The sequence below is a fragment of the Telluria sp. AC161 genome, assembly GCF_979258535.1.
The window spans coordinates 4,348,453-4,374,280 of sequence record NZ_OZ409861.1 but is presented as its reverse complement, the minus strand read 5'-3'; the positions used below and the strand labels follow the sequence as shown (position 1 = coordinate 4,374,280).

The following is a 25,828-nucleotide window of genomic DNA, read 5'->3' as shown; positions in this document are numbered from 1 at the left end:
CGTGAATCCTTAACCGAAGAAGAGATAGGCCACGAAGATCGCGGCGATGATGCCGACCAGATCGGCCAGCAGGCCATAGCTGACCGCATAGCGCGTCTTGCGAATGCCGACCGAACCGAAATACAGCGCGATGATGTAGAACGTGGTGTCCGACGCGCCCTGCATGATGCTGGCCAGGCGGCCGACGAACGAATCCACGCCATAGGTCTTGATCGCATCGATCATCATGGCGCGCGCGCCACTGCCCGAGAGTGATTTCATGAGCGCGGTCGGCAGCGCGCCGACGAAATCGGTCTGCAGGCCCAGCGCACTGAAGATCCAGGCGAAGCCGCCCGTGACCATGCCGAGGATGCCCGAGTTGCGCACCACGCTGATCGCCACGATCATGCCGACCAGGTAGGGAATGATCTTGATCGACGTTTCGACGCCGCCCTTGGCGCCTTCGATGAAGGCCTCGAACACATTGACCTTCTTGAGCAGCGCCCCGGTCATGAACGCGGCGATGACGCCGAACAGCACCAGGTTGGCGGCAACTGACGACACCAGCTGGATCTGCGTCTTGTCGAGGAAGTACGTGAAGGACAGGACCATCGACGCGATCAGCGCCGCGGTGCCACCGATCCAGGCGAAGATCACCGGGTCGAACAGGTTGATGCGCTGGCGCAGCCCGACCATGATGATGCTGAAGATGGTGGCGGTGTAGGTCGCGATCAGCGTCGGGATGAAGATGTCGGCCGGGTTGGCCGCGCCAAGCACCGCGCGCTGGGCCATCACGGCCAGCGGGATGATCGTCAGGCCCGAGGTCTGGATCACCAAAAACATCAGCTGCGCATCGGTCGCTTCATCCTTGTTCGGGTTGAGCGACTGCAGGCTTTCCATGGCCTTCAGGCCAAACGGCGTGGCGGCGTTATCGAGGCCCAGCATATTGGCCGAGAAGTTCATCACCATGTGGCCGTTGGCCGGGTGGTTGCGCGGCACGCCCGGGAAGATGCGCGAAAAGAACGGGCCGATCACGCGCGCGAACAGGTTGATGGCGCCGGCCTTTTCGCCGACATTCATGATCCCGAGCCAGAACGTCATGACGCCGGCCAGCGGCAGGGCGATGTCCATCACGGCCATCTTGGCCGAATCGAAGGTGCCGTCGATGATGCGCTTGAAGATTTCGGTGTCGCCGAGGAAGAGCCACTGCGCCATTGCTGCGAGGAAGCCGACGAGGAAGAAGCCTGTCCAGATGTAATTGAGTGCCATCGATAACCAGTAAGTGCTGAGGGGTGCTGATCGGTGCTGATCGAAGCGTTGCCGCCGGATTCGGACGATTGTGCAGCGCCCAGGGGCCAAGGGCAAGCCGCGTGGATGAAAGAATGCAGCCGCGCCATGCGCAAAAGTTATGAGCGTTGCTTGCCAAGGCGCAGCGCGCCTATGATACGGCACGCCCGATGGGACGCTCCAAAGGATCTGCCGTCATGAAATTTCGCTCCGCCACTGCTGCGCTGTTGTCGCTGTCGTTCCTGCTCGTGCCGTATTCCGATGCGCAGGCGCAGGCGCAGGCGCAGGACAAGGTCCTGCACATGTTCCTCTCCACCAGCGAGACCGGACTCGACCCGGCAGTGGCCTCCGACAACGCCACGCTGTCGCTGCTGGAAAACCTGTTCGATCCGCTGCTGCGCTACGACTACCTGGCGCGCCCGGCCACGCTGCGCCCCAACACGGCCACGGCCATGCCGACCGTCAGCAGCGACGGGCTGACCTACACCTTCCGCATCCGCCCCGGCATCCATTTCACGCCCGACCCCGCCTTCAAGGGCCGCAAGCGCGAAGTCACGGCCGCCGACTATGTCTACAGCCTCAAGCGTTTATACGACCCGGCGCTCAAGTCGCCCTGGGCCTATATGTTCGAAGGCAAAATCGCGGGTGACGCCGCGCTGCGCGCGCGCTTCGGCCCCGATGTGCCGGTGGCCGGCCTGCAGGCGCCGGACCGCTACACGCTGCGCATCCGCCTGACTGCGCCCGATAACAATTTCCTGTTTTATCTGGCGACGGCGGCCAGCAGCGTGGTGGCGCGTGAAGTGATCGAAGCGTATCCGGGCCAGGCGGGCAATCACCCGATCGGCACCGGGCCGTTCATGCTGGGGGAGTGGAAACGGAGCGATCGCATCGTGCTGCTGGCCAATCCGGATTCCACCGCCGTGTTCGCAGCCACGCCGGGCGATGACCCGCAAGACCAGGCGATTGCCGCCGCACTGGAAGGCAAGCGCCTGCCGCGCGTGGACCGGGTCGAGGTGCGCATCGCCGAGGAATTCCAGGGCCGCATGCTGGGCTTTTTGAATGCCGACTACGATTACCTGGAACAGATCCCCGAATCGATGACCGAGATGGTCGTGCACGACGGCGCCCTTAAACCCGACCTGGCTGCGCGAGGGATCGTGCTGTCGCGTTTTCCGGTATTGCAGACCTACTATATGTGGATGAACATGACCGACCCGGTCGTGGGCGGCTACAGCAAGGACCGGATCGCGCTGCGGCGTGCGATCTCGATGGCGTACAACAGCGCCGAAGACATTGCGCTACTGAAGAAAGGGTTTGCGATCAAGGCTGAGTCGCCACTGCCGCCGAATGTGCGTGGCTACGATCCGCGCTACCGCAGTCCGGTGCCGTACGACCCGGCGCTGGCCAATGCCTTGCTCGACCGCCATGGTTACGGCCAGCGCGACCCGGACGGTTTTCGGCGCGCACCCGATGGCAAGCCGCTGACCTTGACGATGCACAGCGAAGCGACCGTGGGCGGGCGCCTGCGCGACGAACTGTGGCGAAAATGCCTGAATGCCATCGGTGTGCGCGTCGTGTTCAAGTCGGACAAGAAAACCGAGATCATCAAGGCCTCGCGCCTCGGAACAGTGCAGATGTTCGAGAGTAACTGGATCGCCGATTTCCCCGATGGCGACAACTTTTATCAGCTGTTGTACGGGCCCAATGCAGGCCGGGCCAACTACGCGCGCTTCAACCTGCCTCAATACAATGTGCGCTATGAAAAAGCACGCTTGCTGCAGGATGGTGCAGAGCGAAACAGACTCTATGTCGAGATGAACCAGCTGCTCCATGCGTACAACCCGTGGGTGCCGTTGACCCATGTTTTATCGGGCGATTTGCGGCATCCGTGGTTGAAAAACTACAAACGCCATCCCGTCGAATTCACGAACTGGCGCTACCTCGATATCGATGTTGCGCAAAGGGCACGCTCGGTCAGGGGCAAGCGATAGATTCCGTTAGTTTTTCCGCAAGAAAATATTCCCGCTGGTTATACTCCCCTCCGGATAATTCATTGGCTTGTCACAAAATTGTGAGCGTACTCTGAATTGAAAACATAACGTAATGCCAAGAATCAACTTGGCATGCGACACGCAGGTCGGCGCAGTGCAGTCCAATACAGTGCGCCGGCCGAAGACCGCCCCGGAACGCAAGGAGAAACATCGTGAAACTGAAGAAACTGGCCCAGCTGATTGCCTTGATGGGAGCAGTCGCCCCCGCTGCAATGCCGCTCGTGGCGCAAGCGCAAACCGACACGTCGATGCAGCGGGTGGAAATCACCGGCTCGAGCATCAAGCGTATCGCCAAGGAGGGCGCGCTGCCGGTTGAAATCATTTCGCGCAAACAGATCGAAGACCAGGGCATCGTCACAGCCGAGCAACTCATCGCCACGCTGAACATCAACGGCAATGGCTCGGACAACCTGGCCTCGAACGCCGACGTCACGTCGGGCGCCCAGCGCGGCAACAACGGCGCCTCGAGCGCCAACCTGCGCGGCCAGGGTTCCGATTCGACACTGGTGCTGCTCAACGGCCGGCGCGTCGCGACGCACGGCATGAAGGGCTCGGCGGTCGACCTGAATTCGATCCCGATGGCGGCGGTCGAGCGCGTCGAAGTGCTCAAGGATGGCGCGTCGGCCGTGTACGGCACCGACGCCATCGGCGGCGTGATCAACTTCATCCTGCGCAAGAACTACAGCGGCCTGGAAGCGCAAGCCTTCACCGACGTGGCCGAGGCGAGTGGCGGCGAAATCGGCCGCGCCAGCCTCACCGGTGGCTGGGGCGACCTCGACACCCAGGGCTGGAACGTGCTGGCGACGCTCTCCCACAGCGAGAACAAGGCGCTGCGCGGCAACCAGCGTGATTTCGTCAATACCTTCCAGCCGAACCGCGGCGTGTCGGTCGATACGCGCGGTACGCCGAGCGGCAATATCTTCGCCACGACGCTGGCGCCGACGCTGCTCTCGCGCACCGGCACCGGTCCGACCCTGCCGGGCAGCAGCGTTGCCTACAACGGCATCAGCCTCCTCGACCTGCCGGGCGGCGCCGGGTGCGACAGCATCGACGGCATGGGTGCGTACGACGAAAAGCTGTGGGACACGCCGGGCGCCGCCTATGGCTGCGCCTGGGATACGGGCCGCGCCGCCGTGCTGCAGCAGCCGGTCAAGAACACCAATGCGCTGGGCCGCGCCACCTTCCGCATCGGCGAGCATGAGCTGTTCGCCGAAGGCGTCGCCTCGCGTGTCGAAGTGTCCAAGCGCTTCTCGCCGAACCAGATTTCGCCATCGGCGTCGACCTTCGGCGCAAACTCGTTCTACCCGAGCACGGGCGCGGCCTACAACGACGTCTACAACGCACTGGTCAAGACCTTCCCCGGCATCTCGGCCAACTACGGCTTGCCGATTGCGTACCGCTGGCGCTGCATGGAATGCGGCAACCGCGAAATCACCACCGAGACCAAGGCCAGCCGCCTGCTGGTGGGCGCCGATGGGCCGCTGACCCTGTTCGGCAACCGCTACGATTACCGCGTCGGCCTGTCGCGCGCCTACAGCGAATCGGAGTCGCTGCTGGGCACCGGTTACAACTACACGGCGGCGCTGGGCAATGTGCTCGGCTCGGGCATCGTCAACCCGTTCCTGCTGCCGGGCCAGACCCAGAGCCAGGCAGCGATCGATGCGATCCGCGCCACCTCGGCCGCCGGCGTCGTCATGTACGGTGGTAAAACGACGCTGACCCAGTTCGACGCTGCGCTGTCGGGTGAAATCTTCAAGCTGCCGGCCGGCGCCGTGATGATGGCCCTGGGCACCGATTTGCGCCGCGAAGAATACAAGTTCAATGGCGACCTGCGCGCCGTCAGTGCGCGCCCGGCGATCCTGAATGCGCCGTTCGATGACGTCAATGCGCTGCCGAAGGTCAGCCGCGACATCAAGGCCGTGTATGCCGAGATGCTGGTGCCGGTCACGCAGGCGCTGGAACTGACCTTCGCCATCCGCCGCGACGATTACACGGGCTTTGGCGCGACGACCAATCCGAAGGTCTCGTTCCGCTACCAGCCGATCCCGCAACTGATGTTCCGCGGTTCGTACAATGAGGGCTTCCGCGCGCCGTCGTTCAACCAGCTGTTCAACGGCGTGACCGAGAGCCAGTATGTCGGCAAGGACCTGGCCGACCCGGCCACCTGCCCGAGCGGCCGTGTCGACACTGCAGTCGCCGGTTGCCAGGCAGTCAATCCGGTTGTTCTCACCGGCGGCAAGAACACACTGGGTCCGGAAACGGCCAAGCAGGCCAGCCTGGGCGTCGTGTTCGAGCCGGCCGGCGGCTTCTCGGCCAATGCCGACCTGTGGGAAATCCGCAAGGAAAACACGATCGACTCGTTCAATGCGGTGACCATGATCGCGAACTACAGCCTGTTCCAGGACCAGTTCATTCGCGACGCCGCCGGCAACCTGGCATTCATTGACCAGCGCTGGCTCAATGCGGGCGAGCGCATCACGCGCGGCCTCGAAGTCGGCGCCCGCATGACCGGCAAGTTCAGCACCGGTTCGATCTGGGGCATCGGCATCGACGGTTCGCGCCTGCTCGAGAAGAAGTCGCGCGCCACCAGAAACGCTGAATTCGGCGAGAGCGAAATCGGCCGCTTCCTGTACACCGGTGACCTGGGCCTGAAGTGGAAGCACAGCGCCTACGTGACCTACAAGTACGGCAACTGGAGCGGCATGCTGCAGAATATCTTCCGCTCGGGTTACACCGACCAGGTGCTGCCGGGCGTGGCCAGCGGCCGCATCAAGCCGTCCGAGTACAACAGCAAGGTGGACGATTACTCGATCTTCCACCTGACCGCGAACTACACGGGCTTCAAGAACCTGACCCTCACCGCCGGCATCAAGAACATCCTGGATGAAGATCCACCGTTCGCGATCACCTACGACAGCAACACGGGCGCCGGCAGCAGCTGGGAGCCACGCGTAGCCGATCCGCGCGGCCGTTCGTTCACGATGATGGCGACCTACAAGTTCTTCTAATCAAAAAGCGTAAAGCGGGGGTCAGGTCTGACATTCGGACACGAACTCGACAATCGTGTAGTCGGCACTGGCTGGAACCGGGCCCTGCTAATACTGGACAAGACACCATTGGAAGTGGCTAAGGCTGAGGTCGTGTCTGAATGTCAGACCTGACCCCGGCTGTGCCCGGGCCTTTTTCATTCAGGATTGCCTACCGCGCATGAAGATCAACCGCCGCAGTTTTGGCGCCATCGCCGCCGCCATGTCTGCCACCGCGTCCGGCGCTGCTGTCGCGCGCCTGCCATCGCGTTCCATGCACAAGCTGATCAAACCACCACGCCTGCGCCGGGGCGACATCGTCGGCCTGATCGCACCGGGTGGCTACACCAACGATGCTGCCATCGAGAAGGCGGTGCGCAATATCGAAGCGCTGGGCTTTCGGGTCAAACCCGGCGCCTATCTGCGCGAGGTGTTCGGCAACTACGCGGGATCAAGCCAGCAGCGCCTGGCCGACCTGCATGCGATGTTCGCCGATCCCGAGGTCAAGGCGATCTGGCCGATCCGCGGTGGCTCGGGCTGTATCTCGCTGTTGTCCGGGCTGGATTACGCGCTGATCCGCCGTAATCCGAAAGTGCTGATCGGGTATTCCGATATCACCGCGCTGCACCTGGCGATCTTCAAGCAGACGGGTCTCGTGACGTTCCATGGGCCAGTGGCCTCGTCGACGCTGACCGACTATGCGACGCAGCACATGATGGCAGTGCTGACCGAACCGCAGGCGACTTACACGATTTCGATGTCGTTCGAGAATGCCGAACGCGCCGCGCAGGAGCCGCATTTCGGCATCCATACCTTCACGCACGGCGTGGCCACCGGCCCGCTCATGGGCGGCAACCTGTCGATGGTCGCGGCGCTGGCCGGCACGCCGTATGCGGCCGATATCGGCAGCAGCATCCTGTTCCTGGAAGACGTGAACGAAGCGCCGTACCGGATCGACCGCTGGATGACGCAGCTGGATCTGGCCGGTGGCTTTGCCAATGCGGCGGCGCTGGTGCTGGGGATTTGCCAGAACTGCGGGCCGGAACATGAGGACGTATCACTGACGCTCGAACGCACGCTGGCGTTGCACCTGCATCCGCTGGTCATCCCGGCAGTCAGTGGCTATTCCATTGGGCATATCCGCAACCAGTGCACGCTGCCGATGGGCGTGCGCGCCACGCTCGATACGCACGCGCAGACGATCACGCTGCTCGAAGCGGCCGTGTCGTAGGGCGGTCAGCGAAGGCGCCGGCTCATCGTCACCGAGCCGTGCGACTCGCCGTCGATCCGGTACAGGTCGTGTACCTCGCCAGTGACGACGAACCCGGCGCGCTCGTACAGCCGGCGCGCCGCCAGATTGCCCGACAGGACATCCAGGTCGACCCATTCGAGTGGCGCCGTAGCGCTGGCCCACGCCAGCGCGTGCTCGACCAGCTGACGGCCCAGTCCCGCCCCGCGGTGATCGCGGTGCACGCCCATGCCCAGCAGCGCGCGGTGAAAGGCCGCAATTTCAGGCCGTGCGCGCAGGTCGACGTGGCCGGCGATCTCGCCCCGGGCATCGAGCGCGAGCCACATGCGGCGCCAGCGTGGCTGGCCAAACGGCACCGTAAAACTGGCGGCAAACGACGCCGCCTTGTCGGGCGGCAGGCGCGACAGCCCGCGCGAGATGGGCTGGAACAGCGGCACGGCGCCGCGGCCGTTTTCCTGCAGCTGGTCGTCGAGGTACATGAACAGCTGCGGCAGCTGTTCCGGCACCAGCGCCTGCAGGGTCAACGGTCCGTTCACAATGCGCGGGCAATCAGGATTTTCTGGATGTCGCTGGTGCCTTCGTAGATCTGGCACACGCGCACATCGCGGTAGATGCGCTCGACGGGGAAGTCGGCCACATACCCGTAGCCGCCGAATACCTGCATCGCATCGGACACCACGCGCTCGGCCATTTCGGACGCAAACAGCTTGGCCATTGCGGCTTCCTTCAGGCAGGGCAGGCCGGCATCCTTCATCGATGCCGCATGCAGGATCAGCTGGCGCGCGGCCTCGATCTTCATCGCCATCTCGGCCAGGCGGAACTGCACCGCCTGGTGCTCGAAGATCGCCTTGCCGAAGCTCTCACGGTCTTTCGCATAGGCCAGCGCGGCCTCGTACGCGGCGCGCGCCATGCCCACTGCCTGCGACGCGATGCCGATGCGCCCGCCCTCCAGGCCCGACAGCGCAATCTTGTAGCCCATGCCTTCGTCGCCGATCAGGTTTTCCAGCGGGACGCGGCAATTGTCGAACACGATCTGCGCCGTGTCCGACGAGTGCTGGCCCATCTTGTGTTCGACGCCGGCCACGATGTAGCCAGGCGTATTGGTTGGCACCCAGAAGGCGCTGATGCCTTTCTTGCCGGCGGCCTTGTCGGTGACGGCCATGACGATCGCCACGTCGCCGTATTTGCCGCTGGTGATGAACTGCTTGGTGCCGTTGATGACGTAATGCTCCCCATCGCGCACGGCGGTCGTGCGCAGCGCCGCGGCGTCGCTGCCCGTGTGCGGCTCGGTCAGCGCGAATGCGCCCAGCAGCTCACCCTGGGCCAGGGGCCGCAGCCACTGCTGTTTCTGCGCTTCGCTCGCATACATCATCGCGATGCTGCATACGGGGCAGTTGTTGACCGAGATGATGGTGGAGATGCCGCCATCGCCGGCCGCGATTTCTTCGAGTACCAGCGCGAGCGCCACATAATCCAGGCCGGCGCCACCATACTGCTCCGGCACCGCCACGCCGAAGGCGCCCAGTGCCGCCAGTTCCTGCAATTCTTCGCGCGGGAAGTGGTGCTCACGGTCCCAGCGCGCAGCGTTGGGGGCCAGGCGCTCCTGGGCAAAGCTGCGCAGGGCGTCGCGGATCATCTGATGTTCGTCGGACAGGATCATGGGGTCTCGCTATTGTGTGTTACCAGGCGATCGGCTCGCCGTCGTGGTTCAGGAAACTGCCATTGGCGCCCGCGTCCACCCTGGCCAGCGTAGCGCGCAGATCGCGCACGCTGTCGTGCACGGTGAGCGCTGCGCCGCTGCCGCCCATGTCGGTCTGGACCCAGCCCGGATGGAAGGCGATGCAGGTCACGCCTTGCGCGCCGTAGGTGATCGAGGCGTCCTTGAGCACTGAATTGAGCGCGGCCTTGCTGGCGCGGTACAGCGTGCCGTCGGTGCCCGAGCGCTCGCCGATGGAGCCCATGCGCGACGACAGCACCACCAGCTTGCCTTTTGAGTCAGCCAGCAACGGCGCGACGATCGGAATCAGGCGCATCGCCGAGAGCACATTGGTGTGCATGACGGCGTCGAATTCAGGGCCGGTCGGGAAACTCCCGTGGGCCGGGCCATACACGCCGGCGACCAGCCAGGCGCTGTCGATCTTTTCGTCGTCCAGCCGCCAGGCCAGCGCGGCGATCGACTCGGCATCGAGCACGTCGAGCTGGTGCGCTTCGGCGCCCAGCTCGACGAGGCCATCGCAGTCTTCCTGCTTGCGTGCGGTGGCGATGACGCGCCAGCCATCCTGGCGATATTGGGCGGCCATTTCATGGCCAATGCCGCGCGAGGCGCCGACGATCAATACAGTGGGCATGCTGTGCTCCTTGTGAAGGGTTGGTAGAACAAGACCTTCAATAGTCGCATGCTTTGTTCATCGTTGCAGCGCATCGCGGGCGGGCTTACACCAGCTCGATCGCCATCGCCGTGGCTTCGCCGCCGCCGATGCACAGCGCTGCCACACCGCGCTTGCCGCCAGTGCGTTTAAGCGCGCCGAGCAGCGTGACGACGATGCGCGCACCGGAGGCACCGATCGGGTGGCCCAGCGCGCAGGCGCCGCCGTGCACATTGACCTTCTCGTGCGGGATGGCCAGGTCGCGCATCGCTGCCATCGGCACTGCGGCAAACGCTTCGTTGATCTCGTACAGGTCGACGTCGCCCGCCGTCCAGCCGGTTTTCTTGAAGAGCTTCTGCATCGCGCCGATCGGGGCGGTGGTAAACAGGTTCGGTTCCTGTGCATGCGTGGCGTGACCGAGCACGCGCGCGATTGGCGTCAGGCCGAGTTCCTTGGCGGTCGATTCGCGCATCATCACGAGAGCGGCGGCGCCGTCGTTGATCGACGACGACGAGGCGGCGGTGACCGTGCCATCCTTCTTGAACGCGGGCTTCAATGACGGGATCTTGTCGACCTTGGCCTTGAGCGGGCCTTCGTCCTTGTCGATGACGGTCTCGCCGGCGCGGCTGGTGACGGTGACGGGTGCGATTTCCCAGTCAAAACCGCCGTCCGTGCTGGCGGCCTGCGCACGCTTGACCGAGGCAATCGCAAAGTTGTCCTGCTCTTCGCGCGTGAAGCCGTAGCTGGCCACGCACTCTTCGGCGAAGGTGCCCATCGAGCGGCCTTCACCGGTTTTCTCGTTGCGCGAGTAGGCGTCTTCGAGGCCGTCGAGCATCATGTGGTCGAACATCGGCGCGTGGCCGATGCGGTAGCCACCGCGCGCCTTCGGGATCAGATAGGGCGCGCCAGTCATCGATTCCATGCCGCCCGCAACGACGACGTCGGCGCTGCCGGCTACCAGCTGGTCGTGCGCGAAGATCGCCGCCTGCATCGCCGAGCCGCACATCTTGGAGAGCGTCACGGCGCCGGTGGACATCGGCAGGCCGGCCTTGATCAGCGCCTGGCGCGCCGGGGCCTGGCCCTGGCCGGCCATCAGGCAGTTGCCGAAGTAGACGTGTTCGACGGCGGCAGGATCGACGCCGGCACGCTGCACGGCGGCCTGGATCGCGACGGCGCCCAGGTCACTGGCGGTCTTGCTGGAAAAATCGCCCTGGAAGGCGCCCATCGGGGTGCGCGCGGCGCCGACGATAACGACTGGATCGTTCATGGTGTGGGTCTCCGGATCTGAAGGATTACATGGTCTCGCCGAACAGCTCGCGGCCGATCAGCATGCGGCGGATTTCGCTGGTGCCGGCGCCGATTTCGTACAGCTTGGCGTCGCGCCACAGGCGGCCGACCGGGTATTCGTTGATGTAGCCGTTGCCACCCAGCGTCTGGATCGCTTCACCCGCCATCCACGTGGCTTTTTCGGCGCTGTACAGGATGGCGCCGGCGGCGTCCTTGCGCAGGGCGCGGATCTGCTCCGGGCCGTTGGCGCGGTCGCAGGCCTGGCCGACTGCGTACACATAGGCGCGGCACGCCATCATGGTCGAGTACATGTCGGCGATCTTGCCCTGCATGAGCTGGAATTCGCCGATGGCCTGGCCGAACTGCTTGCGGTCGTGGATGTATGGCACCACCACGTCCATGCAGGCCGACATGATCCCCAGTGGGCCACCCGACAGCACGGTACGCTCGAAGTCCAGGCCCGACATCAGGACATTGACGCCCTTACCAACGCCGCCCAGCACGTTCTCGACGGGTACCTCGCAATCCTGGAACACCAGTTCGCCCGTGTGCGAGCCGCGCATGCCGAGCTTGTCGAGCTTTTGCGCGATCGAGAACCCTTTGAATCCTTTTTCGATCAGGAAGGCGGTCATGCCGCGCGCGCCTGCCTCGGGATCGGTCTTGGCGTAGACGACCAGCGTGTCGGCGTCGGGGCCATTGGTGATCCACATCTTGGTGCCGTTGAGCACGTAGCGGTCGCCCTTGAGTTCGGCGCGCAGGCGCATGCTGACCACGTCCGATCCGGCGTTCGGCTCGGACATCGCCAGTGCGCCGATGTGTTCGCCCGAGATCAGCTTGGGCAGGTAGCGCTGCTTCTGCGCTTCGGTGCCGTTGCGCTTGATCTGATTGACGCACAGGTTCGAGTGGGCGCCGTACGACAGGCCGACCGAGGCCGAAGCGCGCGAGATTTCTTCCATCGCCACGATATGGGCCAGGTAGCCCATGTTCGCGCCGCCGTATTCCTCGCTCACCGTGATGCCCAGCAGGCCGAGTTCGCCCATCTTCTTCCACAAGTCCATCGGGAACTGGTCGCTGCGGTCGATCTCGGCCGCGCGCGGCGCAATTTCGCTGGCGGCAAATTGCTGGACGGCTTCGCGCAGCGCGGCGATATCGTCGCCATGGTCAAAAGTCAGGCCTGGAAGGTGCAGCATGTCGTCCTCGCGGTGAGCAGTGGTGAATTGAGAAGGGGTGCGCGACAATCATACTCGCGCATTACGTTAACGTAAACGTCAAACAGCAGGCAAAAAAAGCGCCGACAAGTTGTCAGCGCCTGTTGTGCCGGGAGACTCAGGCAGCGTCGCGGCCGGCTTCACCGTTGCCATGATTACCGCCGAGCAGGCGACGGCACTCGTCTTCGTGGGCAACGATTTCTTCGAGCGCCATCTCGATATCGGCGCGCTGCTGTTCGAGCGTCACGCGCTGCTGACCCAGTACCGCAAGGAAGCGGTCGATTTGCGCCTGCGTGTCTTTCGGCGACTCGTACATGTCGACGATGCTCTTGATCTCGGACAGCGTCAAACCCAGGCGCTTGCCGCGCAGGGTCAGTTTCAGGCGGGTCCGGTCGCGCGGCGTGTAGACACGGTTGCGCCCGCCCACGCCTTCGCGTTTCGGGCTGAGCAGGCCTTGGTCTTCATAGAAACGGATGGCCCGTGCAGTGATATCGAATTCGCGCGCCAGTTCGGCGATGGTATAGGTAGTCGGCATGAGGTTCTGTAGCGTTTGGGAAACAACCAAAAATCGCGTAAAATCGAAACAAGCAGTAACTTCCGTTTACGTAAATTGTCGTCGCGTCGTATTGTAGCGCGCCCGCCGTTCCCCCAGAAAAGGAAGATTTGCATGAATGCGCTTGAGTCCCAACTGTCGTATGCGTTTGGCGAGACAATCCCTGCACCGGGGGCGGTGGTCGAGATCGTTCCGGGCCTGCGCTGGGTCCGCATGCCGCTGCCATTCGCGCTGGACCACGTCAATCTGTGGCTGCTGCAGGACGACGTCGACCAGAGCGGTGCGACGCGCACTGGCTGGAGCCTGATCGACACTGGCGCCGGGACCGACGCCACCCGCGCCGCCTGGGAGCAATTGCTGGCCAAGGGGCTGGCCGGAGAGCCGCTGGTACGTGTCATCGCTACCCACTGCCACCCCGATCACGTCGGACTCGCGGGCTGGTTGTGCGAGCGCTTCGCTGCGCCGTTCTGGACCACGACGGGCGAATTCGGCTTCATGCGCATGATGGCAGCGGCGCTGCCGGGCGTGGACGGGCCGTCGGCCATCCCGCATTTTGAGCGCCACGGCTTGCGCGACGCAGCGATGCTGGACCAGATGGGGAGCCGTCGCAATTATTATCCGTCACTGGTGCCGAGCGTGCCGCTGGCGTACACCCGGTTGCAGGACAAGCAGGATGTCACAATTGGGGATCAATTGTGGCGCGTGATCACCGGCTTTGGTCACTCGCCCGAACACGCCTCGTTGTACTGCGCGGATCTGAACATCCTGGTGTCCGGCGACATGGTCTTGCCGCGTATCTCGACGAACGTCTCGGTGTTTGCCGTGGAACCCGATGGCAACCCATTGCAACTGTATCTGGACTCGCTGGGCAAGTTCGCCGACCTGCCCGACGACGTCCTAGTGCTGCCGTCCCACGGCAAGCCGTTTCGCGGGCTGCACACGCGCATCCGGCAATTGCGCGAGCACCATGTTGACCGGCTGGCCGAGGTGCTCGCTGCCTGCGCCGAGCCCCGCTCGGCGGCCGAGATCGTGCCCATCATGTTCCGGCGTCCGCTCGATGCCCACCAGCTCAGTTTTGCGCTGGGCGAAGCGCTCGCGCACCTGCACCAGCTTTGGTATGACGGTCAATTAACCCGCACGACAAATGCCGATGGCGTGATAGTTTTCACGCGAAACTAACATTCAATATGTCACCATCGGATACATATTGAACAGCACGGACATTCCGTGAAATCGTTCTAAATAATAGTACGCAGTTGTTTCATTCCCGATGGCGCGCTTTTAAATGACAACCGTTCTTGTGAGAATTGCTGTTGGGAATAACACAAATTGCGTGTAAAAACTATTAAAAAACCACATCTTTGTTACTTAATAGTTGTATAGTGTAAAGATGAGGTTTCTCGTCTGGAAGAACCTCCCTTTGTCCAACAACAAGTACCGCAATGAATTCAACCAATGAACGGGAGAGCTTCAGCGAACGCCTCCAACATGCCCTGAAGAACGCTCACTACTCGCCTGACAGCCCTACGCGTCTGGCGCGAGAATTCAATATCCGTTTCGAGGGTCGACCGATCACGGTCCATGCCGCCCGCAAGTGGCTGGTCGGTGAGGCCATTCCCACCCAGGAAAAATTGCGCATGATCGCCCAATGGCTGGGCGTGCCTGCCGACTGGTTGCGTTTCGGCGGCGCCGAGCAGGCTACCGGCGAGGCCGGTGCTGCGAGCGCGCGCTTTGAATCGGCCGACGTCAAGCTGATCGCCGACCTGCAGCGCCTCGATGAGCACCACCGCCAGCTGGCACGCGAATTCATTCGCATGCTGGTGCGTGTAAATCACACGAAGCCGGACGCGAAGTAATCGTCGATCGCAGTAGCGTTATTGCTGGTTTGCACTTTTGTCGTGCAGAACAGTACAAATAGGCTGGTCTGGTCCATAATCTGATCAGGTGGTAGCAGTTTCCGCCACCGTTTCAGGTTCACCCAGGAGCAGCTGACGCATGCGAAACAACTACGCCAATACCGCCCAGCTCAAGGATTTGATGACGGTGCCGCCGATGACGGCAGCGCGTCATGCTGAACTGATGCGAGAACGCAACGCCCGGCGGCGAATGCTCGAAGAAGCGCGTGACTTGAAAAAGTCCGAAGACAACCGTTACGACGACAAACGCTGAGACAACCCATGCCGGCGCGAGCCGGCATGCCGGTTCATCCTGCCACGTCGTTCTGTTCTGCTTTCATGCCGCCCCAGCGCGCGGCGTGGGTATTTTCTATCCCCAGCAAGTCCACGACACGGTCCACCGTGTGCTCCACCATGTCCGCGATCGACGCAGGCCGGTGGTAAAAGCTCGGCAATGGCGGGAAGATGACGCCGCCCATTTCGGTCACCGACGTCATATTGCGCAAGTGGGCCAGATTGAACGGGGTTTCGCGCACCATCAGCACCAGGCGCCGGCGTTCCTTGAGGATCACGTCGGCAGCGCGCGTGACGAGGTTGTCCGAGAAACCGTGGGCCACGGCGGCCAGGGTTTTCATCGAGCAGGGCGCGACAACCATGCCGCCGACCTGATACGACCCGCTGGCAATGGATGCGCCAATATCGCGGTTGCGGTGCACGACGTGGGCCAGCGCTTCGACGTCCCGGCGCTGCAGGCCGAGTTCCTGGTGCAGGGTCAGCGTGGCGGCGTCGGAAATGATCAGGTGGCTTTCGATGCCTGGCGTTGCGTGCAGCCGCTTGAGCAGCTGCACGCCATAGGTTGCGCCGGTCGCGCCGGTGAGGGCGACAACAATACGGCGCGGGCGCTCAGTCATGCAATCAGCCGTTTTTCAGCAGGGTCTGCAGTTCGCCCGATTCGTACATCTCGTTCATGATGTCGGTGCCGCCGATGAACTCGCCGTTCACGTACAGCTGCGGCACGGTTGGCCAGTTCGAGTAGTCCTTGATGCCCTGACGCACTTCAGCGTCGTCCAGCACGTTCACGGTGGCGACGTTGTCGACGCCGCATGCTTTCAGCAGCTGGATGGCACGGCCGGAAAAGCCGCACTGTGGGAACTGGGCAGTGCCTTTCATGAACAGCACGACCGGGGTCGAGGTCACGGTGTCTTTGATCCAGGTTTGAACGTCGCTCATTTGATGTGTGCCTTTTGGAGAGGAATGGGTGGATGGCGCCATTCTATAAGAATTCGACGTGGACGGCATCGGTGACCATCACGGCGCTGCGGTATCATGCCCCGGTTCAAGATGACGGGAAACACGATGAAGAACACGTTCGCTACCTTGCCCATCGCGGCCCTGTGGGTTTTTGCCGCGCTGCTGGGCTTGCCGGCACTGTATGACGGCGCCAATGCCTTGAGAAGCGGCCGCGCGGTCGACGTCTTCGTCCAGATCGGCCCGTTGATGATGGCATTGTTCCTGGCCTGGTGCGCGCTGCAGCGGCGCGCCGGCCGGCTGGCGCTGCTGACCTCGCCGCGCGTCACGCTGATCGGCTTCATCTGCTTTGGCGCTTTCGCCGGCTGCTTCCTGATCAAGCTCGTGCTGCGCAACACCACCCTGTTCGCCTGAGCGCCTTCGCGCGCCGTCAGTGCCGGCGCCCGGCAGTGCGGTATGATCGCGCCGTTTGTCACCATCCACCGGAGCACCCGATGCAGCAACCCCGCCGCCGCGTACCATCGCCAAACGCGAACCTCGTGATCGCCGCCCTGCTGGGCATTCCCGGCATCCTCAATATCTATACGGGATTCACGCGCCCGAGCCCGGGCGACATCCTGTCGGGACTCGCCGCGCTGATCTACGCGCTGCTGCTGGTGCGCGACGCGCTGCACATCAAGAAGACGGGCGCGCCGGCGATCCCGCAGCACAAGATGCTGCTGATCGGGTTTGGCTGCCTGGGTGTCTACCTGATCGGCATCCTGATCAAGCACAGCTGAAGCAACGGCGTCAGGGCAGGCGCCGGCCGAGACAGACCGATACCGCGCGGCCGACATACCGGCCGTACGGCGCCACCGGCGCGTAACCGTGCCGCTCGTAGAACGCCACCGCGCGCGCATTCACGCGCCGCGTCGACAGCCATAACTGGCGGTAGCCGCATGCTGCGGCGTGCCGCTCGAGTTCTGCCAGCACGTGCGCGCCGGCCCCGCTGCCAGGCCGCGCATACATCCGCTTGAGTTCCGCGATATCGCCCGCAAGCGCGCGCACGGCGCCGCAGCCGACTGCGCTGCCGTCGGCGTCGTAGGCCAGCACGAAGCAGGCGCCCGCGCCCCGACAATCCTCTGGATCGAACGAGGCCGCGCCGCTGTCGCCCGTGATTGCAGACAGCGCCGCATCGAGTTGCGCAATAACGCGCCGTGCGTCGGCGTGATCCGGATCGACGTGGACGACGCGCAGCATTGGCTGCCTGTTATTTGCGCAGCTTGGCAAAGGCATCGGCCATCGCGCCGCCGGCCGGCGCCGCCGTGCGTTCCTGGCGCTGGTGCTGCTGCACGCGTTTGGCGTCGTTGCGGTCGGGGCGCTGCGCCGGCTGCGCGCCCGGTTGCGGCGCGCTGTCCGTCAGGCGCATCGTCAGCGCGATGCGCTTGCGCTTCGGGTCCACTTCCAGCACCTTGACCTTCACCACCTGGCCGGCCTTGACCACCGTGTGCGGGTCCTTCACGAACGTGTTCGACAGCGCCGAGATGTGCACCAGGCCATCCTGATGCACGCCGATGTCGACGAACGCGCCAAACGCGGCGACGTTGGTGACCACGCCTTCCAGGATCATGTCGGGGCGCAGGTCCGAGATCTGCTCCACGCCATCCTTGAAGGTGGCCGTCGTGAACTCAGGCCGGGGATCGCGGCCCGGTTTTTCCAGCTCTTTCAGGATATCGGTGATGGTCGGCACGCCGAACTTGTCGTCCGCATACCTGGCCGGGTTCAGGCTTTTAATCAGGGCGCCGTCGCCGATCACGGCTTTCATGTCGCGCTTGACGTCGAGCAGGATTTTTTCGACGAGCGGGTACGATTCCGGGTGCACGGCCGATGCATCCAGCGGGTTGGCACTGTTCATCACGCGCAAAAAGCCCGCTGCCTGCTCGAAGGTTTTCTCGCCCAGGCGCGGCACTTTTTTCAGCGCCGCGCGCGAGGCAAAAGCACCATGCGTGTCGCGATACGCGACGATGCCCTGCGCCACCGTGGACGACAGGCCGGACACGCGCGCCAGCAGCGGCGCCGACGCGGTGTTCACGTCCACGCCAACAGCATTCACGCAATCCTCGACCACGGCGTCGAGCGAGCGCGCCAGCTGGCTCTGCGACACATCGTGCTGGTACTGGCCCACGCCGATCGACTTTGGATCGATCTTGACCAGTTCGGCCAGCGGGTCTTGCAGGCGGCGCGCGATCGAGACGGCACCGCGCAGCGACACGTCCATGTCGGGCAGTTCGCGCGAGGCGAATTCGGACGCCGAATAGACCGATGCGCCGGCTTCCGAGACGACGATTTTCGTCAGCTTCAGGTCGGGCTGCTGCTTGATGAGATCCTGCGCCAGCTTGTCGGTCTCGCGCGAGCCGGTGCCATTGCCGATCGAGACCAGCGACACATTGTGTTTCGCAGCCAGCAGGCCAAGCGTGTGCAGCGCGCCATCCCAGTCGTTGCGCGGCTGGTGCGGGTAGACAGTGGCGGTATCGACCACCTTGCCGGTGGCGTCGACCACCGCGACCTTCACGCCGGTGCGCAGGCCAGGGTCCAGGCCCATCGTCGCGCGCGGGCCGGCCGGCGCGGCCAGCAGCAGGGCTTTGAGGTTGCGCGCGAAGACGCCGATCGCATCGAGTTCGGCCTTGTCGCGCAGCGCGCCCATCAACTCGGTATCCAGGTGCATGAAGCTTTTCACGCGCCAGGTCCAGCGCGCCGTATCGAGCAGCCATTTGTCGGCCGGGCGGCCCTGCGCCTTGATGCCGAAGCGCGCCGCGATGCGGCCTTCGCACGGATTGAGCGGTGCGTCCCACTTCGGCTTTTCGGGCTCGGAATCCAGGCGCAGCGCCACGTCCAGCATGCCTTCGCGGCGGCCACGCAGGAGCGCCAGCGCGCGGTGCGACGGCACTGCAGCCAGTGGCTCGCTGTAGTCGAAATAGTCGGCGAATTTTTCGCCTTCGTCCTGTTTGCCGGCGACGACCTTCGATTCGACGACGCCGTGTTCCTGCACGTACTCGCGCAGCGTCTGCAGCAGCGCGGCGTCTTCGGCAAAGCGCTCCATCAGGATCTGGCGCGCGCCATCCAGCGCCGCCTTGGTATCAAGCACGCCGGGGTTGGCGCCGCCATCGGCATTGGTGAATGCGTCGCGCAGATAGTCCTTCGCGATGGCCTCGGGATCCTGCTGCGGGTCGGCCAGCAGGGTCTCGGCCAGTGGCGCGAGGCCGGCCTCGATCGCGATCTGCGCCTTCGTGCGGCGTTTCTGCTTGTACGGCAGGTAGAGGTCTTCGAGACGCGTTTTATCCTCGGCCAGTGCGATCGATTCCAGCAGCGCCGGCGTCATCTTGTTCTGCTCCGTGATCGACGCGATGATCGACGCGCGCCGGTCTTCCAGCTCGCGCAGATAGCGCAGGCGTTCTTCGAGAAGGCGCAGCTGGATGTCATCCAGGCCGCCGGTGGCTTCCTTGCGGTAGCGCGCGATGAACGGCACGGTGGCGCCTTCGTCGAGCAGGGCGATGGCGGCGGCCACCTGGGCTGGCCTGGCGGCGAGTTCTTTGGCGAGGCGTTGTTCGATGGAGGGCAGCATAGGCAGTGGCGAAGCGGGGATCGTGGACCAAGCGGCCAATGATACGCAAACAGCGCCGATACGCCAGTATTGACAGCGTCAGTCGAACATGAGAGAACAGTCGGTTGGCAGAAGACACACGCGTTGCGTGCGCGCACCATTTGTCTGCAAGGTGCGATTACGAACAAATCGGAAGTGTTCGTATGCGAGATAATAGTCGTTATTGCCGTTTTTAATACCCTGCCACGAGACCCAATGACAACAGTCGATTATCTTCGCGAGAAAGCCAGCGACGCACCCGCAGCCCGCACGCCCGCACGTTCACCGGCCCTGCCGGCGCCGGTCGTGAGCTGGTTGCAGCGGGTCGAAGCAGCTGCGCATCCGCAGCCGAAGCTGACCGACGAAGTGGTCGACCCCAAGGCCGCGCAGTACAAGTTCGTCTACGTGATGGCACCCACCAGTGGCGGGCGCCACGTCGCGCTGTGCCTGTGCAAGGCGCGCCTGCGGCCCAACGGCGACGTCGCCGCGGCCAGTCCCGTCAGCGAAGTCTTTTCGCTCCTGTCGGCGCCGCCCGCGTATCTCGAAGGCGACGACATCGACCTGGTGCGCTTTTTCATCGCCATGCGCAGCGGGTCGGCGCAAGGCACCAGCGCCACCGAACCGAAAGGCAAGGTCGGCGCGATCCTGCTGCAGATGCTGCTCGAACAGGGCAAGCTGCTGTGGGCGAACTCGTGGGCCGACATGGCCGGCGGCCTGGTCTACCCGCTGCAGGGTGGCCCGACCCGCCTGGCCAGCCTGGCCTGGCGCGACGAAGGCCGCGTCGCCAAACTTGGCTGGTCGGTCGAACCCGTGGGCGGCGCGGCCGCGCACAGCGCCGCCGACCAGATCGACTACATGCTGCCGACCGACCCGCCGTGGTACATCGACAATCTGTCGTGTGGCCCGCTCGAACTCAATCGCGGCGGCATCGACATCTCGCTGGCCGAACTGCAGGCGCTCGTGGCGCAAGCACCCACGCTCACCGGCACCGACAAGAAACGCGTCTCGCAACTGCTGCTTGCGCACGGCCTGCAGCAGCTGATGCCGCTGCCACAGCCGCTCACGCAGCGCCTGCGTAATGATGTCAAACCGATCCCGCACCTGCTGCTCGATGCGGTGCAGCTGGCCGACGGCAGCGCCGCGCGCTGGCAGGACTTCGCCGTGCTGGCGTTTGATTACGACGGCCAGCGCGTCTCCTTCGACCCGTCGCAGCGCGTCGTGCGCCAGGTGGGCGATCTCACCGAAATCATCGAGCGCGACCCCAAGCTCGAGAGCGACGCGCTCGACAAGCTGGGCGAGATCGGTTTCCGCAAGCCGGCCACGGCGCCACTGAACGTGATGGCCGGCGCACTGCAGCTCGAGAGCCAGGCGCACTGGCTGCGCTTTGCCGAGCAGTCGGTCGACGCGCTGTCCGACGCCGGCTGGCACCTGCAAAAATCGCCCAAGTACCGCTACGACGTGGTGCCGGTCGAAGACTGGTACGCCGACATCGACGAACCGGCGGAAGCAGGCAATGCCTGGTTTGAACTGGAACTGGGCATCGTGGTGGCCAAGAAGCGCGTGCCGCTGCTGCCGGTGCTGGTGCAGCTGATTCGCAGCGCGCCGCTCGAATTCGATCCGAGCGTGCTGGCCGCGCACGCCGAGTCCGACCAGATGCTGGCCGTGCTCCCTGATGGCGAGCGCGTGGCGCTGCCGTGGGGCCGCCTCAAGCCCATCCTGGCCACGCTGGGCGAGCTGTATTTCAATGACAAGATCAAGGCGCGCCTGCGCCTGTCGACGCTCGACGCGGCGCGGCTCGAAGAGCTGGCGCGCGGCGTCGAGCTGCAATGGACCGGCGGCGAGCGCCTGCGCGAGACCGGCCGCAAACTGAGCCAGTTCGGCGCCGTGAAAAAAGTCGAGGCGCCGGCCGGCTTGCAGGCCACCTTGCGCGACTACCAGCTCGATGGCCTGGCGTGGATGCAGTTCCTGCGCGAGTATGACCTGGGCGGCATCCTGGCCGACGATATGGGCCTGGGCAAGACGGTGCAGACGCTGGCGCACATCCTGGTCGAAAAAGAAGCGGGCCGCTTGACCAGTCCCGCGCTGGTGATCGCGCCAACAAGCCTGATGGCCAACTGGTTCGACGAAGCCGCGCGCTTTGCCCCGAGCCTCAAAGTGCTGCTGTTGCAGGGCAAGGAGCGCATGGAGTCGTTCGACCAGATCGACGGCGCCGACATCGTGCTGACGACCTACGCGCTGCTGCCGCGCGACGAAGAAGAACTGCGCAAGCACCACTATCACCTGGTGATCCTGGACGAATCGCACTACATCAAGAACACCCGTTCCAAGGCAGCGCAGACGGCCGGCTCGCTCGACGCCAGCCACCGCCTGTGCCTGTCCGGTACGCCGCTCGAGAATCACCTGGGCGAGCTGTGGTCGCAGTTCCACTTCCTGATCCCCGGTCTGCTGGGCGACGAGAAAACCTTCAACACCCAGTTCCGTCATCCGATCGAGCGCCAGGACGATCCGGTGCGCCGCACGCTGCTCAATCGCCGCATCCGGCCATTCCTGCTGCGCCGCACGAAGGACAACGTGGCCAAGGAGCTGCCGCAAAAGACCGAGATGGTGCGCCGCATCGAGCTCTCCGGCCCGCAGCGCGATCTGTACGAAACGGTGCGCCTGGCGATGGACAAGAAAGTGCGCGACGAGATCGACCGCAAGGGCGTGGCGCGCAGCCAGATCGTGATCCTCGAAGCGCTGCTCAAGCTGCGCCAGGTGTGCTGCGACCCGCGCCTGGTCAAGTCGATGCCATCGAAAAAGAACACGGCGGCGGTGTCGGCCAAGCTGACCGACCTGATGCAGATGGTCGAAGACCTGCTGGGCGAAGGCCGCAAGATCCTCGTGTTCTCGCAGTTCACCAGCATGCTGGCACTGATCGAAGAAGAACTCGCGCTGCGCAAGATCCCGTATGCGCTGCTCACCGGCGAGACGCGCGACCGCTCGGCGCAGGTGGCCGCATTCCAGCAGGGCGCGGTGCCGATCTTCCTGATCAGCCTGAAAGCGGGCGGCGTGGGGTTGAACCTGACCGCGGCTGACACCGTGATCCACTACGATCCGTGGTGGAATCCGGCAGCCGAGAACCAGGCGACCGACCGCGCCTGGCGCATCGGGCAGGACAAGCCGGTGTTCGTCTACAAGCTGATTGCCAAGGGCACGCTGGAAGAAAAGATCCAGCTGCTGCAGCAGAAGAAGTCGGAGCTGGCGCACTCGATCCTGTCCGAAGGCGAGTCGCAGAAGATGGCGCTGACGCAGGAAGACCTGCAGGCGATCTTTGCGCCGCTGGCGGAGTAGTCGATCCGGGGAGGGCTAGTCAGCGCAGCGCAAGCTGGCGCTGGTATACATAAAGAAATGGCGGGCTCGCGAGCCCGCCATTGTTGTATCGACCAAAGGTTTACGCGTAATACGCTTCGACTTTGCCTTTCAGCTTGATCAACATCGGGCGGCCTTTGCGGTCGAGGGTCTTGCCAGCGGCAACCTTGATCCAGCCTTCGCTGATGCAATACTCTTCGACGTCGGTACGGTCCTTGTCGTTGAAGCGGATGCCGACGTCGTGCTGGAAGACGTCACGGTTATGAAATGGGCTGCTCGGATCGATCGAGAGCCGGTCTGGGAGCGGGGGGCGGGTAGCGGTATCGTTCATAGTGATGAAATTATCGCCCAAACCCTGCCGGTATGGCGCAATTGTTTCGTTTGCCATGTGGATTCCAGGCCGGATCGCCTTCTTTCATTCCCTCCTGAAACCATATTTTGCATTTTGCAAAGCAATATGTCACAGACAAGTGACGGTCGCGATATACTAGCTGGTCGATACATCGCCCGTAACTGTTGGTGAAGAAAGAGGTCCAATGAAGTCCAGTCCGATTGCCGCCACCACGTCTGCCATCCCGGCCCCTGCCGGCGATACCGAGATGCTCACCGGCCGGCAACTGCGTACGATCGCCGAACTGGGCGACGACGTGGCCTTTGCCATTGCACTGCCGGCGGGAAGCGTACGCTATCTGAGCCCGGCATTTGCGGCCCTGAGTGGCTATGACGCTGCGACGCTGCAAAGCGCGCTCGATGGCGACAGCGCCTCGCCGCTGGCGCCGCTGGCAGTGTGGTTGCGCGCGATGGCCGCCGGCAAGCCGGGGGTGCGCAACCGGCGCGAATTCGATCTGTTCGATGCCGAGCGCCGCCCGCTGGCGCTGGAAGCGCTGGCCATCGTGCCGGCCGATGACGGATCGGCCCTGGTTGGCCTGCTGCGCGACCTGTCGGCGCGGCGCGGCCACGATAGCGAATACAAACGCTTTGCCAGCATGCTCAATCACGAGTTCCGTACGCCACTGGCGACGATCGACGGCGCGATCCAGCGGCTGGAAGCCACGTCCACCCATGCCGAGGAATCGGTGCGCGCCCGCTATCGCAAGATCGGCGCGGCAGTCGACCGCCTGATCGGGATGCTCGACGAATACCTGTCGCCGGATCGCATGGCCACGCTCGGGCGCACCCGCCAGCCCAACACCATCACGGTCGGGGAACTAGTCGAAACGGGCGCTGCCCAGATCCGCAGCGCCGGCCGCGCGGCTGTACTGCAGCTCGACGATGTCGCCTCGATCCTGCGCGGCGAACCGGAAGGCTTGCGGCTGGCACTGAAAGTCATGATCGACAATGCACTCGCGTTTTCGCCGCCCACTGCCGATGTAACGGTGCGCGTGCGGCGCAGCGGTGGCGGCGTCGAGATCGCGGTCCTCGACGGTGGCGCCGGCGTGCCGCCGGACGATGCGTCGCGCGTTTTCGACAAAGGGTATCGCGGCCGCAACGCCGCCGGCCTGCCGGGCAGCGGTCTGGGGCTGTACATGGCGCGCTCGATCATCGAAGTTCATGGCGGTGTAATGAGCCTGGCGCCAGGGCAGCAGGGCGCCGGCGCCGAGTTCCGGCTCTGGATGCCGGCGCTGGTCTTATAGAGGTTATAGAGGAATAACTCCTTGCTTCAGGTAGCCTCAGCAGTGATAATCGGGACCGCGCTTCGGCGTGGATAACGCTACCATCGGTATCAACGACGGGCAGGTGACTAATATGGCAAGGGCATGACGCAGATACTGATTGTTGAAGACAATGGCGAATACGCCGACGACATGGCCGAGTTCCTGAAGGAGCTGGACCACGACGTCACGATCGCCCGGACCGCCAGTGAAATGTGGGCGGCGCTGACGCGCACGCCGGCTGCGGTCGTGGTGCTCGACCTCGGGCTGCCGGACGAAGATGGCTTCAATGTCATCCCGCGCATGCGCCAGCTGTACCCCGAAATCGGGTTACTGGTACTCACGGGGCGGGTGGCGTTCGACCACCGCATCCTGGGCTTGCGCCTGGGCGCCGACCATTACCTGACCAAGCCGATCAAGTTCCCGGAACTGGCCGCCCACATCGAGGCACTTGACCGCCGGGTGCGCCCGCAAGACCCGGCGCCAGCCCCGAGCAAGTGGATGCTGCGCGTGAGCGCGCGCCAGCTCGAGCTGATGGGCAAGGTCGTCGACCTGACCGAAAAAGAGTGCAACTTCCTGCACCTGCTGACGATCAACACACGCCCGGTACCACGCCACGTCATCGTCGCCGGCATGGGTGGCGACGACCCCGACGCCAGCCGCCGCGTCGACATGCTGGTCTACCGCCTGCGCAAGAAAGCCCGCTCCGGCCTCGGCCAGGACCTCCCCCTGCGCAGCGCCTACGGCGAAGGCTACAGCCTCTCCGCCGGCTTCACCCTCTCCTGAAACGCCTCTACCCTCCCACAATGAGGGTCAGAGTCGAATTATTGGCCAATTTCCACTCAGACAATTAGGGTCAGAGTCGAATTATTGGCCAATTTTTTTGGGAAATTGGCTAGGTTAAGCAATTGGAGCTGAAAAGTCGGGCGACAAATTGCGCCTGGACTCATTCTCGAATAATTGGGGACAGAGTCAAACAGATTTCGCGACCTCTTGCGTTTAATTAGGGACAGAGTCATTTTCCATTGTAGAATTCGGCTTCCTCACGCACATCCGACGC

General features: G+C 63.8%; 23 protein-coding genes. 11 read left to right on the top strand and 12 right to left on the bottom strand.

Annotated features, from left to right (window positions below):
* Positions 1 to 9 precede the first annotated feature (9 nt).
* Positions 10 to 1,248, bottom strand: a complete 1,239-nt coding sequence (locus tag ACZ0AJ_RS19445; RefSeq protein WP_499456052.1) for a nucleoside recognition domain-containing protein — start codon at positions 1,246 to 1,248, stop codon at positions 10 to 12.
* A gap of 215 nt (positions 1,249 to 1,463) precedes the next feature.
* Here ACZ0AJ_RS19445 and ACZ0AJ_RS19440 point away from each other — a divergent pair, with 215 nt between their 5' ends.
* From ACZ0AJ_RS19440 to ACZ0AJ_RS19430, 3 genes are all read left to right on the top strand, one after another.
* Entirely contained in the window at positions 1,464 to 3,257 is a 1,794-nt protein-coding gene (locus tag ACZ0AJ_RS19440) for an ABC transporter substrate-binding protein (protein ID WP_499456050.1), read from the top strand.
* A 212-nt stretch (positions 3,258 to 3,469) separates the two neighbouring features.
* On the top strand, positions 3,470 to 6,325 hold the full coding sequence (locus tag ACZ0AJ_RS19435; RefSeq protein WP_499456048.1) for a TonB-dependent receptor domain-containing protein: 2,856 nt from the start codon (positions 3,470 to 3,472) through the stop codon (positions 6,323 to 6,325).
* Between the two features lie 199 nt (positions 6,326 to 6,524).
* Complete coding sequence (locus ACZ0AJ_RS19430; protein ID WP_499456046.1) at positions 6,525 to 7,574, top strand: S66 peptidase family protein; 1,050 nt, start codon at positions 6,525 to 6,527, stop codon at positions 7,572 to 7,574.
* A gap of 5 nt (positions 7,575 to 7,579) precedes the next feature.
* On the opposite strand, the gene ACZ0AJ_RS19425 is transcribed toward ACZ0AJ_RS19430, so the two are convergent.
* From ACZ0AJ_RS19425 to ACZ0AJ_RS19400, 6 genes are all read right to left on the bottom strand, one after another.
* Positions 7,580 to 8,128 carry a GNAT family N-acetyltransferase gene (locus tag ACZ0AJ_RS19425; protein WP_499456044.1) on the bottom strand — a complete coding sequence of 183 codons (549 nt, stop codon included), beginning with the start codon at positions 8,126 to 8,128 and terminating at the stop codon, positions 7,580 to 7,582.
* Positions 8,125 to 9,252: an acyl-CoA dehydrogenase family protein gene (locus ACZ0AJ_RS19420; protein WP_499456042.1), complete on the bottom strand. Its 1,128-nt coding sequence runs from the start codon at positions 9,250 to 9,252 to the stop codon at positions 8,125 to 8,127. The genes ACZ0AJ_RS19425 and ACZ0AJ_RS19420 overlap by 4 nt, the downstream gene beginning before the upstream one ends.
* A 19-nt stretch (positions 9,253 to 9,271) precedes the next feature.
* The gene (locus ACZ0AJ_RS19415) at positions 9,272 to 9,940 is read right to left on the bottom strand and encodes an SDR family oxidoreductase (protein WP_499456041.1); all 669 of its coding nucleotides are present in this window, start codon (positions 9,938 to 9,940) and stop codon (positions 9,272 to 9,274) included.
* Positions 9,941 to 10,025: 85 nt separating this feature from the next.
* Entirely contained in the window at positions 10,026 to 11,225 is a 1,200-nt protein-coding gene (locus ACZ0AJ_RS19410; protein WP_499456040.1) for an acetyl-CoA C-acyltransferase, read from the bottom strand.
* A gap of 25 nt (positions 11,226 to 11,250) precedes the next feature.
* Complete coding sequence (locus ACZ0AJ_RS19405) at positions 11,251 to 12,435, bottom strand: isovaleryl-CoA dehydrogenase (RefSeq protein WP_499456039.1); 1,185 nt, start codon at positions 12,433 to 12,435, stop codon at positions 11,251 to 11,253.
* 136 nt (positions 12,436 to 12,571) lie between these two features.
* Positions 12,572 to 12,988, bottom strand: a complete 417-nt coding sequence (locus ACZ0AJ_RS19400) for a MerR family transcriptional regulator (RefSeq protein ID WP_183555068.1) — start codon at positions 12,986 to 12,988, stop codon at positions 12,572 to 12,574.
* A 132-nt stretch (positions 12,989 to 13,120) separates the two neighbouring features.
* Between ACZ0AJ_RS19400 and ACZ0AJ_RS19395 the strand changes: the two genes are divergently transcribed.
* From ACZ0AJ_RS19395 to ACZ0AJ_RS19385, 3 genes are all read left to right on the top strand, one after another.
* Entirely contained in the window at positions 13,121 to 14,185 is a 1,065-nt protein-coding gene (locus ACZ0AJ_RS19395) for an MBL fold metallo-hydrolase (RefSeq protein ID WP_499456038.1), read from the top strand.
* A 263-nt stretch (positions 14,186 to 14,448) separates the two neighbouring features.
* On the top strand, positions 14,449 to 14,862 hold the full coding sequence (locus ACZ0AJ_RS19390) for a hypothetical protein (RefSeq protein ID WP_183555070.1): 414 nt from the start codon (positions 14,449 to 14,451) through the stop codon (positions 14,860 to 14,862).
* A gap of 139 nt (positions 14,863 to 15,001) precedes the next feature.
* Entirely contained in the window at positions 15,002 to 15,175 is a 174-nt protein-coding gene (locus ACZ0AJ_RS19385) for a hypothetical protein (protein WP_183555071.1), read from the top strand.
* 34 nt (positions 15,176 to 15,209) lie between these two features.
* Here ACZ0AJ_RS19385 and ACZ0AJ_RS19380 read toward each other — a convergent pair whose 3' ends face one another.
* Both ACZ0AJ_RS19380 and grxD read right to left on the bottom strand, forming a co-directional pair.
* On the bottom strand, positions 15,210 to 15,812 hold the full coding sequence (locus ACZ0AJ_RS19380; RefSeq protein ID WP_499456037.1) for a UbiX family flavin prenyltransferase: 603 nt from the start codon (positions 15,810 to 15,812) through the stop codon (positions 15,210 to 15,212).
* A 4-nt stretch (positions 15,813 to 15,816) separates the two neighbouring features.
* Positions 15,817 to 16,131 carry a Grx4 family monothiol glutaredoxin gene (grxD, locus tag ACZ0AJ_RS19375; protein ID WP_183555074.1) on the bottom strand — a complete coding sequence of 105 codons (315 nt, stop codon included), beginning with the start codon at positions 16,129 to 16,131 and terminating at the stop codon, positions 15,817 to 15,819.
* A gap of 126 nt (positions 16,132 to 16,257) precedes the next feature.
* On the opposite strand from grxD, the gene ACZ0AJ_RS19370 reads away from it, so the two are divergent.
* Together ACZ0AJ_RS19370 and ACZ0AJ_RS19365 are read left to right on the top strand one after the other, a co-directional pair.
* Entirely contained in the window at positions 16,258 to 16,563 is a 306-nt protein-coding gene (locus tag ACZ0AJ_RS19370; RefSeq protein WP_499456036.1) for a hypothetical protein, read from the top strand.
* Between the two features lie 80 nt (positions 16,564 to 16,643).
* On the top strand, positions 16,644 to 16,928 hold the full coding sequence (locus tag ACZ0AJ_RS19365; RefSeq protein WP_183555076.1) for a hypothetical protein: 285 nt from the start codon (positions 16,644 to 16,646) through the stop codon (positions 16,926 to 16,928).
* Positions 16,929 to 16,938: 10 nt separating this feature from the next.
* On the opposite strand, the gene ACZ0AJ_RS19360 is transcribed toward ACZ0AJ_RS19365, so the two are convergent.
* Positions 16,939 to 17,388, bottom strand: coding sequence for a GNAT family N-acetyltransferase (locus ACZ0AJ_RS19360; protein ID WP_499456034.1), 450 nt, complete (start codon positions 17,386 to 17,388; stop codon positions 16,939 to 16,941).
* A 10-nt stretch (positions 17,389 to 17,398) separates the two neighbouring features.
* A complete protein-coding gene (locus ACZ0AJ_RS19355) occupies positions 17,399 to 19,750 on the bottom strand; it encodes a Tex family protein (protein WP_499456033.1) in 2,352 nt (783 codons plus the stop codon).
* A gap of 234 nt (positions 19,751 to 19,984) precedes the next feature.
* Here ACZ0AJ_RS19355 and ACZ0AJ_RS19350 point away from each other — a divergent pair, with 234 nt between their 5' ends.
* Entirely contained in the window at positions 19,985 to 23,098 is a 3,114-nt protein-coding gene (locus tag ACZ0AJ_RS19350; protein ID WP_183555079.1) for a DEAD/DEAH box helicase, read from the top strand.
* A gap of 100 nt (positions 23,099 to 23,198) precedes the next feature.
* On the opposite strand, the gene ACZ0AJ_RS19345 is transcribed toward ACZ0AJ_RS19350, so the two are convergent.
* The gene (locus ACZ0AJ_RS19345; protein ID WP_183555080.1) at positions 23,199 to 23,447 is read right to left on the bottom strand and encodes a DUF3297 family protein; all 249 of its coding nucleotides are present in this window, start codon (positions 23,445 to 23,447) and stop codon (positions 23,199 to 23,201) included.
* Between the two features lie 205 nt (positions 23,448 to 23,652).
* Between ACZ0AJ_RS19345 and ACZ0AJ_RS19340 the strand changes: the two genes are divergently transcribed.
* Positions 23,653 to 24,750 carry a PAS domain-containing sensor histidine kinase gene (locus ACZ0AJ_RS19340; RefSeq protein ID WP_499456032.1) on the top strand — a complete coding sequence of 366 codons (1,098 nt, stop codon included), beginning with the start codon at positions 23,653 to 23,655 and terminating at the stop codon, positions 24,748 to 24,750.
* A gap of 123 nt (positions 24,751 to 24,873) precedes the next feature.
* Positions 24,874 to 25,554 (top strand): response regulator transcription factor, encoded by a 681-nt coding sequence (locus ACZ0AJ_RS19335; protein WP_183555085.1) that lies wholly within the window; start codon positions 24,874 to 24,876, stop codon positions 25,552 to 25,554.
* The last annotated feature ends 274 nt before the right edge of the window (positions 25,555 to 25,828 follow it).

Coding starts and splice junctions, on each gene's coding strand:
- ACZ0AJ_RS19380 (WP_499456037.1), bottom strand. CDS start 15,812: ATGACTGAGCGCCCGCGCCGTATTGTTGTCGCCCTCACCGGCGCGACC.
- ACZ0AJ_RS19390 (WP_183555070.1), top strand. CDS start 14,449: ATGAATTCAACCAATGAACGGGAGAGCTTCAGCGAACGCCTCCAACAT.
- ACZ0AJ_RS19360 (WP_499456034.1), bottom strand. CDS start 17,388: ATGCTGCGCGTCGTCCACGTCGATCCGGATCACGCCGACGCACGGCGC.
- ACZ0AJ_RS19445 (WP_499456052.1), bottom strand. CDS start 1,248: ATGGCACTCAATTACATCTGGACAGGCTTCTTCCTCGTCGGCTTCCTC.
- ACZ0AJ_RS19340 (WP_499456032.1), top strand. CDS start 23,653: ATGAAGTCCAGTCCGATTGCCGCCACCACGTCTGCCATCCCGGCCCCT.
- ACZ0AJ_RS19405 (WP_499456039.1), bottom strand. CDS start 12,435: ATGCTGCACCTTCCAGGCCTGACTTTTGACCATGGCGACGATATCGCC.
- ACZ0AJ_RS19365 (WP_183555076.1), top strand. CDS start 16,644: ATGCAGCAACCCCGCCGCCGCGTACCATCGCCAAACGCGAACCTCGTG.
- ACZ0AJ_RS19415 (WP_499456041.1), bottom strand. CDS start 9,940: ATGCCCACTGTATTGATCGTCGGCGCCTCGCGCGGCATTGGCCATGAA.
- ACZ0AJ_RS19430 (WP_499456046.1), top strand. CDS start 6,525: ATGAAGATCAACCGCCGCAGTTTTGGCGCCATCGCCGCCGCCATGTCT.
- grxD (WP_183555074.1), bottom strand. CDS start 16,131: ATGAGCGACGTTCAAACCTGGATCAAAGACACCGTGACCTCGACCCCG.
- ACZ0AJ_RS19370 (WP_499456036.1), top strand. CDS start 16,258: ATGAAGAACACGTTCGCTACCTTGCCCATCGCGGCCCTGTGGGTTTTT.
- ACZ0AJ_RS19410 (WP_499456040.1), bottom strand. CDS start 11,225: ATGAACGATCCAGTCGTTATCGTCGGCGCCGCGCGCACCCCGATGGGC.
- ACZ0AJ_RS19400 (WP_183555068.1), bottom strand. CDS start 12,988: ATGCCGACTACCTATACCATCGCCGAACTGGCGCGCGAATTCGATATC.
- ACZ0AJ_RS19395 (WP_499456038.1), top strand. CDS start 13,121: ATGAATGCGCTTGAGTCCCAACTGTCGTATGCGTTTGGCGAGACAATC.
- ACZ0AJ_RS19335 (WP_183555085.1), top strand. CDS start 24,874: ATGACGCAGATACTGATTGTTGAAGACAATGGCGAATACGCCGACGAC.
- ACZ0AJ_RS19385 (WP_183555071.1), top strand. CDS start 15,002: ATGCGAAACAACTACGCCAATACCGCCCAGCTCAAGGATTTGATGACG.
- ACZ0AJ_RS19350 (WP_183555079.1), top strand. CDS start 19,985: ATGACAACAGTCGATTATCTTCGCGAGAAAGCCAGCGACGCACCCGCA.
- ACZ0AJ_RS19355 (WP_499456033.1), bottom strand. CDS start 19,750: ATGCTGCCCTCCATCGAACAACGCCTCGCCAAAGAACTCGCCGCCAGG.
- ACZ0AJ_RS19440 (WP_499456050.1), top strand. CDS start 1,464: ATGAAATTTCGCTCCGCCACTGCTGCGCTGTTGTCGCTGTCGTTCCTG.
- ACZ0AJ_RS19420 (WP_499456042.1), bottom strand. CDS start 9,252: ATGATCCTGTCCGACGAACATCAGATGATCCGCGACGCCCTGCGCAGC.
- ACZ0AJ_RS19345 (WP_183555080.1), bottom strand. CDS start 23,447: ATGAACGATACCGCTACCCGCCCCCCGCTCCCAGACCGGCTCTCGATC.